Below are 14,767 nucleotides of genomic sequence, written 5' to 3' on the forward strand. Positions count from 1 at the left end.
TCATAGTCAGGATTTTTCTCCTTAACCGTTACTGTTTTCTCCGGTTCATAGTCAGGATTTTTCTCTTTAACTTTTTTGGTATAAGCAGGCTCATAGTCAGGGTTTTTCTCCTTGACCTTTTTAGTGTAAGCAGCCTGATAATCAGGATTTTTTGCTTTTTCTACAACGACTACTTTCTCAGTACGAGATTTCTCTGTCATCGTTATCTTTTTAAAGTCATCAAATGACATCAGGCTCTTATCAGAATCCAACTTCTTCTTGATCGCAGCGACATCAGCTTCACTCATCTTTTCTTTGATTAGCCCATCTGCTCGTAATGCATCAATCGCTTTCGTTAGTTGTTCTCCAGTCTTCTTATCAACCGTGGGCTTACTTGCATCAGCCAACATACCACCAGGTTCACTTGTTGAAGTCTTTTCATTGGACTTAAGTATGGCCGCAATATCCTGCTTCTTAGCACCCGTTTTTGATTGCCCATCTTTTGTTCTTGTTTTCAGCCCACCAGGAACATTGGTTGATGAAGAAACGGTAGTTCCTTGTGTAGAATCAACTGATGATATTTTTGTTTGGCTGAATGATCCAATCTGATTGTCTTTTAACTGTTTCTCTAAGGCCTTAGCATCACCTTTTCTGTAGTCGGGAAGCTTCTTAAGTGCATCATATCCTCCTACCGTTTCAAATTTCCTGGCAGCTATATAGAAAGTATCGCTGGCGTAAAGCGCTCTTTGCTCCTCAGGCATATCTTTAAGGTACTCTGCTTTTTCTTTCTTAAACTCGGCTGTCTGTGACTTAGACAATGAATCAGAAAGCCTGGACAGTTCAGCATTTTGTTCCTTTGTTAATTTTCTCGAATCAAGGCTTTTGACAACTTCATTCATTGCCTGCTGTTGTTTACCACGTAAAGCAACATCACCGGTATCTTTCCTGACACCTGCTTTTTGTCCAGATGCGTTAGATGTAACATAACTGGCTCCACCAAAAGCAGGTTTGGATATCTTTTCTTCAATTTTAGGAACACCAAAGTCGAAATCCTTGACCGTAATCTCTTTTTCAACTTGCTTGTCAATATATTCTTTTCCAACAGCCTCCACTACGACTTCTCGCTCAATGTACTCTTTACCTTTAGCCGGTACATTTACGTCTTTTTCGATATATTCAGTGCCTTTCGCAGGAGTAGTCACCGTTTTTTCAACATATTCAGTGCCTTTTGCAGGAGTAGTCACCGTTTTCTCAATATATTCAGAGCCTTTTGCAGCAACCGTCACTTCTTTCTCAATATATTCAGAACCCTTAGCAGGCGTAGTGACCGTTTTTTCTATATATTCAGGACCTTTTGCAGCGACTTTAACTTCTTTCTCAATATATTCAGAGCCTTTTGCAGGGGTAGTCACCGTTTTCTCAATATACTCAGGTCCCTCTGCCGGTCTTGTTTCATATTGAGCATCTTTACCAGGAACCACTTCTTTTTTAACATCTATCTTGGCTTTTTCCCCGGGAATGTATTTAACTGCATATGGGTCCGCTTTATTGGAAGCGGTAGTCGTATCTCGGGTTTTACGTTGACTTGATGAACCACTATCTTTCTTTTTCTTTTTATTCATCAGATTGCCTTCAGAAGATACCGGCCCCGTTGTCAGTCCGAAGCTGACCGCCTTCTTAATGTCTGTTTTCTTTAAATCAACAATATTATTTGCATTTTTTTCGACATTATCGGCTTGCAGCTCTGCTTCCTGGTTTCTTATCGTATCAGCATTGAGCACAATACTTTTCCCGGAAATATTTGAAGCTTTACCTGTCTGCTGTTCTGAGTCGTCATACTCCATACTAAAACCAAATCTAAACCCGGAAGTGGTTCCACCAGCAACCTCAACATCAACTGAAGTTGAAAGAGATCTACTTTTTTCAACATCTTTGGCTTCGAGCATATTGATACTATTCTTCGCATCCAGGGTTATGAAGCCTGCATCGGCATCATTGCTGTCTGCGCTTATATTCGTCCCTTCCAGATTAATATCATTGGCGGATTTGATACTGATATTTCCTCCTCCAGAGCTAATATTGGCAACATTATTTGTCAGTGAATACTCATCCGTCATATCCATCTGATTAGAAACGCTGGTTGATGCATAATCAGCAGAAGCCTGAACATTCAACGATGAATTGGTATCCAAAGAAGAAAAGGTACGAATATCTTTAGCCGATTTGAACGATACATCGCCACCAGAATCAATACTGATATCATTTCCTGCATCTAAATCAGTACCAACAAAGGTAGCATCACCTTTAGTCTTGATATTGATATTGCCACCAGCCCCCATAGAACCGGTTTTTGCTGTTGATTCGAATAAATCAGATTTAGATGTCGCCACCGAAGTATCATTGGAAACTTCAACATCAACAAGAGTAGCACCAACACCAACACCTGCGGTTGTTGTCGTGTCAACACTATAAGATTCTGAAGACTCTATATTAATATCCCTGGCTTCTGCGTAGGTCAGTGTGCCTGCATCAATATTAATATCTCCGCCACTGCTCATGTCCGTTCCAAGAAAGTTCGCATCTTCCTTAATAGTGAAATTGATGTTACCACCAGATTGATAAGAAGCCGTTTTGGCGGTTTTAGATAACTTATTGGACTTTTCAACATCAACCTTAACCTGAACCTTACCACCAACAGAGGCGCCTGCCGCAGCCCCCCCCATCGCACCAGTCGTACCCGCAGCAGCATCGGCGGAGGCATACGCTTCAAAAGAGACTCCAACTCTATTCTCATTAGTTACTTTGTTGTGAGTGGTTGATTCTGAGTCATAAAGTGCCAACTCAGTATAAGACTGACCCGTAGTGTTAATATCACCAGCTGCACTCAATTGCGTTCCTTGATCAACAATCGCTCCTTCAGCCTTACGATTAATATTGCCACCTGCGGTGATCGTACTTCCAACACCTGTGCTTCTATTGTAAGTAGATTTCTCAACGGTTGTTTTTTGCCTGACACCAACGCTGGCACTGGTCCCGGTCTGAGCATCCACAGAGGCCCCACCACCAATGGCACTAGCACCGGCTTCTGCTGAAGCCGATGCATTACCATCGACAGAAGCGTATAAACCCACAGAGGTTTTCGTTGAATCGCTTGTTTCGGTATAAGTATCTTCAGCCGCTAATGTATAAAGATCACCGCCAGCATCCAGATTGACATCATTTGATGCCGCAATATTTGCTGCCTGTAAAGCAATATCATTTTTTGATTTAATATTGATATTAGAGGCTCGGAGTTGACTACCTGTATGAGTGACCCTGTTTTTTTCTTTGGATTGAAGAGTTATGGTCATCAAATCAACAGTAAGATCTGACTTTGCTTCTGCATTTGCAGAAGCACTGCCTGAAACTGAACTTACATCCTGGTTTCCTCTGGCTTGTGCATTCGCTCCAGCAGTGTTGTTAGTTTCAAACATTAAACCGACTGTAGCTGTCTTAACAGACTTTTTAGCGTAATCAACATTTCTACCAGCGAGGATATTTACCTCATCACCCGTGATATTGATATCATTTCCGGCACCAACATTAGCACCGACCATAGTGACGTCACCACCTGATGTTAAGTTCAGGTTGTTACCAGCCCTGATATTACTGGCTTTACTTCGACCAGAGAATTTAAATTCATTTTCAGTCTGCACCTGCATTGCAGCAATTCCTACAGATGCAGAAGCCGATGCATTGGCTCCTGCAGAAGCACTGCCTTCATGACCAGTGTTATTAAGGTTAGATTCACCACTGGCATCGGCATTTGCACTGGCATCAGTTTTGGATTGTGGGCCTAATATTTTACCAAACGCAACCGTTTCAGTTTTTGTTTTCTCTGTTTTGTAATTTATCCCGTCGAGAATGGTAAGACCATTAGTGGCATCTAAATCAATATTACCTCTTGCGGTGATATCAGAACCTCGAACAGTAACTTCATTACCAGAGTTTATTTTAATATTGTTACCAGCCGTAATTTTCGAACCAACACTCTTACCCTCTTCAGTGAGCTTTTCTGTCGTTTTTGATCCCCATATCCCACCACCGACACCGAATCCAGAATTCCCGTCTTTTTTGGTAGTCTTCGTTATATCAACTGCGTCGAGTATATTAATATCATTTTTTGCATCCAGAGATATGACACCTGCACCATTTTCAGTACTGCCTGCCGTTAGTGTCGCAGCCTCAAGAGTCATATCTTCACCAGACTTTATAGTTATATTTCCGGTTGAAGATAAAATATCTGCGCCTTTATTGGTTAACGTATATTTACCAACTCCATCCTCCTTATTTGGTGATAGATCGACAGCAAATTTGTCTTTGGAAATTTCAAAGCCGATTTTAGTCCCTGTTGATGAAGAAGAGCGATTGTGTTCATCTTTAGCTGCTTCAAAGGTCACATCACCAGCAGAGTCAATGTTCACCTCATTTTTAGCATTCAGTTCGGTGCCTACAAATGTTGCATCACCTTTGGACGTTATATTGATCGATGAGGAATTTATAGCTGAAACTGTATTTTGTAATGAAGACTCATCAAGTTTATCAATCTGGTTTGAAAAACCTGCTGCAAATTTATCTGCAGAAAGCTCAATTCCTACAGAAGTACCTGTTTCTGTTGATGTATAACTGTAGTCATCTTTAGCAGATTCAAATGTTACATCACCGGTAGAGTCAATAGTAACGTCATTTACGGCATTCAGTTCAGTTCCTACAAACTTGGAATCACCCCTAGACGTAATATTGATGGATGAAGAGTTAATGGATGAAACATTATTTTTCAATGAAGATTCTTCAACATTGCCGGTTTGGTTTGCCCCCCCAGCAGCAAGCTTATTAACAGAGAGTTCGAGCCCAACCGAAGTATTTGTTTTAGATGATGTGTAACTGCTCGTATCTTTAGCGGACTCAAAGGAGACATCACCACCAGAATCTATATTAACACCCTCAACAGCACTTAGCTCAGTACCAACAAAGGAAGCATCACCTTTGGTATTGATATTAATATTACCACCGGCCCCCATAGAACCGGTTTTTGCTGTTGACTTCGATAAGGCTTCATTAGAAGTTGAGAACGAAGTATTACTTGAAATGCCACTTTCACTAACACTTGAACCAACACCAACACCAATAGAGGTCGATGAGTTTAAGTTTGACGATTGAGAAGACTCTTGATGAATATCTCTGGCCTCTGAATAGGTCAGTGTTCCTGCATTAATGTTGATATCACCGGCACTGTCCATGTCGGTACCCAGGAAACTGGCATCCTCTTTAATATTGAAATTAATATTTCCACCAGAGTTGTAAGATGCTGTTTTGGCGGTTTTTGATAACTTACTCAAATTCGCCACATCAACATTAACATCTACACCTAATCCAGCCGATCCACCTCCTGCTGACTTTGAAAAGGTAGCGCCAATCTTAGTTTCTGAGTCCGTTGTAAAAGATGTGGATGTTTCAGAGTCATATAATTCCAGCTCAGTATATGATGTAGCTGTTGTATTAATATCCCCACCTGCACTGAACTGGGTTCCCTGGTCCACAATAGACCCTTCTGCCTTGCGTGTAATATCTCCGCCGGCAGTTATCAGGGTTGCCACACCAGTACTTTTGCTCTTGGTAGAATTTTCTGTTGACGTTTTTGCGCTCGCGCTGAGGCTACCACCGCCACCAGCAGCAGGACTACCATATATGGATAAATTTATACCCAGCGAACTGCTTGCTGAAGTGGTCTTTTCAGTGGATATATCTTCAGCAGCCAGTGAGTAAATATCACCACCAGCATCAAGGCTAACATCATTCGTCGCTTGAATGTCTGCCGCTTGTAATGCGATATCACTGTTTGCCGTAATATTGACATTATCGCCTTTTAGCTGGCTTCCTGAGTGAGCAATGTTCGTTTTTTCTGTAGTATTAAGATCTACATTCATGAAATCAACATTAAAGCCAGTGCTTGCACTTCCATCGTCAGCAGTTGAGCTTCCTTTTGAGAAGTTCACACCAATTCGTGTTGTTTCGACAGTTGTTTTTGAATAGTCGGTATTTCGGCCTGCCAGGATATTTACATCATCTCCTTTGAGACTTAAATCCTCGCCTGCACTGACATTAGAGCCAACCATGGTGATATCACCATCCGATGCTATATTCAGATTTTTCCCTGCAGTAATATTGCTAGCTTGACTTCGTGTGGAAGCACTGTCTTCATTGCGCTTTTCGGTTTCGGAAAGAGAGAGCCCGCTGGATGACAGCTTACCGATAGTCATCGTCTCAGTGGATTTGTTAACCTCTTTGTAGTTAATTCCATCAAGGATCGCGACACCTTTAGAGGCATCCAAATCAATATTCCCACCAGCTTTAATATCTGAACCACGAACCGTGATTTCATTGCCGGCACTTACATTAAGGTTGCCACCAATGTTCATTGAAGAGGCGACACTGTTGCCTTCCTTAGTCGTGGTGGTGGTTTTTTCTTTCCCCCATAAGCCACCACCTACGCCAAAACCAGATCTTTCTTCTATAAAGACAGTTTCCACCTTATCAACGACATCGAGAATTTTAAAATCATTTTCTGCATTAATATCCGCATTATTACCAACATTTACATCCGTTCCAGCTAATACAATATCATTACCGGACTTCATTGATAGATCATTACCAACATCGATTGATGACTTCAGGTTTTTCGTTTCTGTCCTTTTGTCATTGTCAAAACCAGTTACCGTTACTAATTCCTGTGTACCGACATTAATATCCCCCCCAGAAGTGAGGCTGGCATCATTGGTTGCTGAGATTGAAGAACTCAGAATATTAATATCTTTATTAGCCTCTAATGTTACATTCTCACCGGATATGGAGGATTCTTTGCCAGCGACTGCATTTAGCACCCCTTCCTCAAGGTATCTTTTCGTAGTAATACTACCTTCAGTACTTTTGAGATTTACATTTTTACCCGATATAGTTCCGCTGGTGTTAACAATGTCATTTTTTGCCTGTATGGTTAGATCGTCGGTTGCTTTGATAGTACCACCGGTATTTTCAACACTGTCCAAATCTGCAACTAACGTGTTTGCTGATATCACTGCTCCTGAATTGACCAGCGCCCGAGTCTCACTGGAAAGAAATACCTTGGGAGCCAGAACCGTCTCCCCATTTACCACTGTTGAAACTACCCATACGATGTCTTCAGTCAAATTAGCCAGTTGGACAGGAGAGGGCTCTTTACCATATTCAAACCCAAGTGCGTCGGCCTGCTGTGCCCCCTGCTCCATAAGTTGCCTAAATTGATCCTGCCTGTTGAATCCAGAATACAGGATATTGGAACCGGTTAAAGTGGTCAGCTGCTTCTCAACTAAATACGATTCATAATTAGCATCCCCCAACCTTCTCAGCCTTTCTTCTGGGCTGTACCCATATCTATCTTCAAAGTATTTTGTCGAAATACCATTAGTCACCGTATTGTATAGTGGGTTTGTCTCTACAAGGTACTCGGAGGTTGGATTAGACGAAAAAACAAAGTATCCATTTGGATTTGAAGGTAAAAGAGCAGAAAGGCTAGGTATGCTGAGCTGAGTAATATCATTACTACCTGCCTGCAATTTAACGACACCACTATCGGCTGTTTGAGCATTTGTGGTAGTCGTTTGAGGCTGAGATGGGGATCCTTTATTAACTAAAGAAAACCCAGAGGCGTACATTGTTCCTGCAAATACCCCTGATGGATACGGAATTGGTTGAGTAGCAATAAGGGATCTATTTTGAAATGAATAACCAGGATCATGCGGACCAGATGTTATAAATACACCTCCAGCCGTTTGGCTCCAAGTAACCGTTTTTGTATATCGATCATCATAAGTTCTATTTTCCAAGTCACCCGATTGGTTTGTAAAAACTGCACCGGCATTGCTTGAAGAAATTGTCAGGTTATTTAAAGCAGAGATAATGGCAAAGGTATTATTAACATTGTTAAAATTGGTGACACTTAAGTTACGGGCAGTAATTATTGGATAAAATAAAGGATCTGATGGGTAACTTTCATCCACTTGCACTCTGTCTATGCGTTGATGTGTTCGATGACAGTGCTCCACAGCATCAAAGAAATCATAAGAACAATTTTGACTGATCACTGATTCTGAGGAGCTAACAGTATATTCATTCACATTTTTAGTCGGTGAAAATGGGTTTATATTTTGAATATTAGAAGCATTGATTGAAATATCGCCCTGTGAAGAGATCTCGCTTCGATTTGTCAATTGATTGGTGGTAATAGAGATATTACCATCTGAATAGATCTCACCAGATAATGAAGATGTACCGTTTGAATCGTTGGTAATTGAATTACTAAAATTCAACCCTAAACTCGACGATGAAAAAACAAGCCCTTGATTATATAAGGTGGTACCAGCCAGAGTTAAATTATTCAGTGATGAAATAGCGGCGGTATTACTATTAACGATATTACTGGAATTAACAGTCAAGTTATTTCCCGAGTGAATCAGCCCATTATTCTGAAGATTATTTTGGATATTGAAGACAACATTACCAACCCCTGAAGTAGCACCAATAATCCTTGATGTACTGACAGGAAGTGTCAAATTTGGAACATCCAGGTTCATATCTGTAGCTGAACTAATGGATGCACTATTTCTGAAGTCTAACGAGGTTGCATCGATATCAACAACATTACCAGTTATTACTGCGTCATCTATAACCAGACTGGACACATTCAAATCAATATTACTATCAGAATCAATTTTAGCGTTACTTTTTAAATCTAACGTCGACACATCAATATTCACAGCATTTGCTGCCAGATTCGAATTACTTAAAAGATTAACAACACCAACATTACCAGCTCCATCATTGATGTTCACCAGGCCGTCTGACTGTATATTGCCAGAGTTATTTAACATGCTTGTAGCAGTGATTGTAGAGTTGCCTACTGAATTTATCAGACCGGAATTCTGAATATTTGCATGTGACAATGTCATCATTCCCAATGATGACAGTTCACCACCTGGATTTACCGTAAGACTATTTGAGTTTGCAGTAATGTTTTGACTTGACTTCAATATGTTCAGGCTTAGTGCATCGGTTAAGTTAATATTTATACTCCCTGAAGCCCTGACCTCTCCATCTAAAGCTGCATTATCACCACTGACATTCAAGTCCGATAGCGTTGATATTACAGCACTATTATTGATAGTACTGGAATCAATTGTCATTGTCCCATTTGACTGAACATTATTACTGTTATTGAATACATCAGAATTTATATCAAGCAAACCATTTGCGCTGTTTATTAATCCAGTATTAACCAGATTATTACTGGCATCTATGTCTATATTGCCATTGATGCTTTTTACAAATACATCATTTGGATTAGCTCCAGAACCAACCAGTAAATTTATATCTCCTGCTGTACTTCTTAAGGTAATGTTTTGCTCAGTTTCCACACTTGAGTTGGCAAGATTTATATCACCAGTATCTGAAATAATCGAAGCGGAGTCAGAAACAACTTTGACCGTATCGGTAGAAACGTCACCATTACTGCTAATGTCCAATGATCCTGCTGACGACTTCCAAATTGAATTAGATGTTGTTAAATTACCAGACGTATCAATATTTATGGACCCGGTATTAGCAACCCGCTGCCTCTCGCTACTGTTTGCATCAGTCAAGTTATTAGAATCAATATCAATGCTTGACTCTGCATAAATAGTGGAGTTACTTAATGTCAGGTCACTATTCACAGCATTGATTACAATATTATTATCTGCCGAAAGCCCTGAAGTATCCTCAGAAATAATTACCTCATCAACGTTCGCCTCAGCAATAATATTTATGTCTTTAGCACTTTTTATTTTTGACTTTATCTCAATTCTACCATCAGCCGTAATTACAAAATCATCCGAACTTGATGCAGCATTACCCAGCATCTTAACGCCAACACCATTTTCCGTCGCTCTGAAGGTAATTCTTCCCGCGTACATACCTCCAAATACCGTAGAATCTATTCCATAGTCAGGAGTATTTGAGTCCCCACTGGTCTCAACCACATTACCTGTTTCGTAATCCCACTGGTTAGTTCCTGATACTAGCTGAAGTGTTCCATTTGGCTCAGTACCACTACCTTCATCTGGCTTATCCATAACAATATGACCATCTACAACGATTTTTCTGGCCACAATATTGAACTTTTGCTGGTTGGTTAAATCCGCACCGTCTCTTCCTATACTGATTGTTCCATTTTGCACATCAAAGCCATTCAAGGCTCCTGTGCCATCAATCATTGGATTCCCAGTGGTAAGACTTACTTGATTGGTATTGATAAACCCACATCCATTACAGGTAATACCATTTGGGTTTGCTACGACAACATCTGCATTTTTTCCCACAACCTCGGTATAACCAGACAGTTCACTGGGGTTAGTGGTAACAACTTCGTTTAAAATAATATCAGCTTGTTTAACAGAGTATTGATTTGCCGGAATAGACCCTGCCAAATCTGAAGAATGTGTTAGCCCAGATGCCGTTGTATTGTTTAATACGACTCCTTGGCTGTCGACATTATAATGATGGAATTTATTATGTGATAATCCTTGGGAGTTAGCTGTTGAAATCTCGACAATGGTTGTGCCATTCGTACTTTGGTAAACATTTGTCGTAGATTGTGCAGAAACTACATTACCACCATAGACAAGTCCTGCTTGCTGTGAAAGAAGAAAAGTATAAAGTAATATGTTGGCGGTTGCTTTTTTTACAGCAGAGGGCATCATGATATTTACTCCCTTAAATATCAGTGCACAGACCTCACCACTTCGCCTGTGATGAAAGATCCGTATTATGCCCTTTTCTTTATAAATTTTATTTTAAATATTAATATGACTATTTTTTAATAGTGATTCGAAAAATTATTTTATAAAATTATTATATATCCATATTCAATCTCCACCAGAACTGACCACTTTCCTCAGGCAAAAATCCTGGCCTTTCTATCGGAAAATCATAGGCTAATGTAGCCGCTATTTTTTTCCATAGTATTGTCAATCCTAGTGAACCACCAGATAACGTTCCATCAAAACCATTATTTAGGTCGTGTCTGTTCTTTACCCATCCAATATCATACCCGGCATTAAGCCTGGTTGTTATTTCTCCCGATTTGAACGAAACTGGATTACTCCACAACATTTCATTTCTAATATATCCACCATTATCACCCGATAGTGAATTATCAATATAGCCACGAACACTGAATTTAGAGCCAATCGACATCCTTTGAGAGGATGGCAAGTTATTTAATGCATATTGACCACTCAGGCTACTGGTTAGTGATACATTATCTGAAAAAAATGTTAATGGTTGAGTATAGGATATATTGCTTGAAAATTTGCTAAATAAATTGATTGGAAAACTTGGATGGGTGCCAATTTCATTTTTTTCTGCCCCAAATAGTGAAACCCCCCTAGAATAATCCAGTGAAATTGAAAATGGATTATCAAAAAGCCTGGTGTTGATAGCACTTCCCAGAGTAATAGTTGTTGTGTCTTTACTGCTAACATCAAGGTAAGTACCGTTTAAATAGTTTTTACCTCGATTAAAATTTAATTTTAAATATGAATTAGTTATTGTATCTGCATTCCTGAACATCACTCTATCAATTGTTGCATTTACACTGTCTGTAGAGCCAGAACTCACGAGTTGAGCTCCAGAAGGTGTATTTAAATTACTTTCGTATGTTGATTTTGAATAGCTTAACGTGTGAGTAAAATAGCCAACGGGAATTACCAGCGCTATAGAGTCACTCACAGACTTTCCAGGAGAATTGACTGGTAACTCTGAAATAGATTGCCGGCGAGTGAATGTCAGGATATCATTTAATCCAATCAGGTTATCGGCTGTCAGTGTTGCAGCAGCTTGTACTTGGCCTGTAGACAGAGAACCATGATTATCAACGGACACATTTAAATGTAAGGGAAATCCACGCGTATTTTTGACCACAATAATACTATCACCTGCATTTTTGCCAGGAGCCACCTCCATTTTTGCATTATTTGATCTCTGTTTATTAGCTTGAAAAATACCTTGTTCTATTTTCGCAAGTTCTAATATTTTCCCTTTCATAAAAGGGAATAGTGTTGGTAGAAAAATACTGTCTTTACCACCATCTTCCAAAATAATATCTGAGACAATACCTTCTTGAATTCTTAATTTAAGTACTCCTGACGTCAAGTTCTGGGCTTCTAAATAAACCCTTGTTGTAGTAAAACCTTCATTTATAAACCAATTAACAACGTCCGACATAATTGATTCAATATCAATTGCAGTCAGGCATTTATCAAGGTATTCACTTTTAATTTGCTCTCTAATTTCAGAAGCAACTTTCTCTCCACCCTCAAACTCTATCTTGCTGATATTAATACAATTATCATTCGGACCTGATTTTTTTTTGTTTTTTTCCTGATTTTTGTTTTTTAACTCATCCTGATCCGTTAAGTTATCATAACTACTTTTATTGCCAATCCCTCTCTCTATATCTTCTTTTGTTTGCTCATCAATATTTCTCTGAGTATTAGTTAACTTATTTTGGTACCACTGAAGATCTTCAGGTGTCACAGCAAAGGATTGCTTAGCATATATAAGGGTTAAAAATACGACTGTTTTTATTAAAAAGTCACTCTTCTTGCAAACAAGAGAAATCATGGCTCTTCATAATCCTTTGAATTAATTATACTTTCCGCCAAACAACCCAAAGAATTCATGCTATTAAAAGTCAGCTGAAAGTATTCAGCCAGACCGCATCTCTGGTTAAAGCTCCAAACTACATTTAACTATATGGAATTTAAGGATTAACAATTCAAATAAAACCAAAAACTCAACTTCATAATTAAATGCCATTATTTTAAGCTTAGTATTTCTTTAACCTTGTTCAATATTTAAATAATCTACATACACTCTGAGACTATCTAAAACAAATCAGCCCCTAAAGTTAAACCCATACGGAAAAATATGTCGAGACATGATTACTTCCTGATGGATGGTACAAAAATTTATCACTGCATATTTTTTCTATCCGTAAAATATTTATTTAAAAAACCCGGTTACTGCTGAGCCAGGCAACATGTAAACTAAATAAAAACTCACTCATTGGAAATGATCAAAAATATATCGAATTCATCGTATAAAATCTTGCAGGCATTAATCTAACTTCACCCTCTTTAGTCATTTTTCTCATTCTGTTTAAGCTATTGATTTACCAATAAGTTTAATCCTAAATTTGGCAAATAACTTATTTCCCCAATTTAGAGATAGAACTAGAGAACCGTGTAGATATGGACTTTGTTGTAGTAAACAAAGACTAGCTGAGACAACCTGACTTTTAAGATACTCTGAACCCAGTCTGAATATTTTATAAATAAACACAACTTATTGTTTTAATTCATTTATAATTACTTTTAGTATAAATATAGTCAGTTATTTGACCATTCACATAAACATCAAAAAGCCATTTAATATAATAAGTTGAAAGGCATGAAGCTTCATTTAACCTACCAACTCCTTTGAAGTTCTAGCAATACTGACTAACCCCGAAATAGTAGACAACAATCATTTTTATGATTTCAGTACAGCCAGTTATCGTCACAGGAAAGCAGGTAGAAATAAATCAATTAGTACAGAGTGGTCAGGCAATAGGACTTTTCAGTGTACATTTATAAGAAAACTACAAAATCACATAATTCACCTTATTAGATTTTATACATATTGCACCCAACTGGAACGTTTAATGCGGTACACTGAAATAATGAATCCAAGAAATTATTTTTAAATAAGATATTTAACATTCAGGGCATGCTGTTATGAAAACGTCCACATCAAAAACCAGTATACTGTTGGTTATTTTCTTTTCACTAATTTCACCAATGACTGGTGCAAATGGTCAGAATCAACTGGAAAAACAACTATTAATTGAATCACTCTACGTTGATAGTCAGATGACCAAGCGTGTAACCTTTATGATTAATAATAAAAAGAAGCATTTATCGGATGGCCTAATCAGTTTCTACCAGGAAAAAACTGAGGAAGGTATCAAACTAAAGCCGATTGAAGAATCTCAAAAAAAGATAACGAGTAATATCAATCAACATATGACGGTTGATGCTATTCGACTGGAGTTCACTGGAATTCTTCAAGACGAGCTGACCCTCAAAGAGCTGAAGTCTCTTTTCAAGTGGTTTTCTTCTAGCACTGGCAAAAAATTCCTTAATGATGAGCTGAACAGCGTTCTCTCCGGTGGAGCTTCTGACCAACTTATGGCAGCCAACGCCGGTCACCCGCAGCCAAGCCAGGAATCATTGAGAAGTGCACAGCAACTTATAAAAGTTATGGGTGACAACGACTCTTTTGTCCGTGATCTTGCACTCGATTTTCAAAACTCTTTTCAGGTGATTCTTCAAGAATTTCCTCAGGTAGACCAGCAGCTGCCACCAATAGATAAAATGACTAAAGTCATGGGAGCAGTAATGATCCCAGCCTATACACAAAAACTTGCACTTCGCCTGCAATTAATGAATCCCCAGCAAAAAAATGAGTTACTTTCATTTGCCAAGAGTTCACCAGCATTGAAAAAATTCTATGCTGCAATGAGTCAGTCCTATATCAACGTAATTCAAAGAATGGTTAATAAATAATTTTCGCCAGAGAATTACATTTTTTTCACAGCAAGTGCCAAATTAAGCTAGTTTGACTGCTTATTAGT

The 14,767-nt window shown here is 38.8% G+C and carries 3 protein-coding genes; 1 reads left to right on the plus strand and 2 read right to left on the minus strand.

The window, feature by feature from the left end:
* Both GV64_RS00790 and GV64_RS00795 read right to left on the minus strand, forming a co-directional pair.
* Positions 1-10,790 (minus strand): hemagglutinin repeat-containing protein (locus GV64_RS00790; RefSeq protein ID WP_034843871.1); only part of this gene is annotated, 10,790 nt, incomplete at its 3' end.
* 151 nt (positions 10,791-10,941) lie between these two features.
* Positions 10,942-12,714 carry a ShlB/FhaC/HecB family hemolysin secretion/activation protein gene (locus GV64_RS00795; RefSeq protein ID WP_020582110.1) on the minus strand — a complete coding sequence of 591 codons (1,773 nt, stop codon included), beginning with the start codon at positions 12,712-12,714 and terminating at the stop codon, positions 10,942-10,944.
* A gap of 1,154 nt (positions 12,715-13,868) precedes the next feature.
* On the opposite strand from GV64_RS00795, the gene GV64_RS00800 reads away from it, so the two are divergent.
* Positions 13,869-14,699: a DUF2059 domain-containing protein gene (locus GV64_RS00800; protein ID WP_020582109.1), complete on the plus strand. Its 831-nt coding sequence runs from the start codon at positions 13,869-13,871 to the stop codon at positions 14,697-14,699.
* Positions 14,700-14,767 lie beyond the last annotated feature (68 nt).

The organism is Endozoicomonas elysicola (assembly GCF_000710775.1).
Lineage (GTDB): Bacteria > Pseudomonadota > Gammaproteobacteria > Pseudomonadales > Endozoicomonadaceae > Endozoicomonas > Endozoicomonas elysicola.

What these genes read in the sequence shown, in the direction of transcription:
- GV64_RS00795 (WP_020582110.1), bottom strand. Translation starts at nt 12,714, where the DNA reads ATGATTTCTCTTGTTTGCAAGAAGAGTGACTTTTTAATAAAAACAGTC.
- GV64_RS00800 (WP_020582109.1), top strand. Translation starts at nt 13,869, where the DNA reads ATGAAAACGTCCACATCAAAAACCAGTATACTGTTGGTTATTTTCTTT.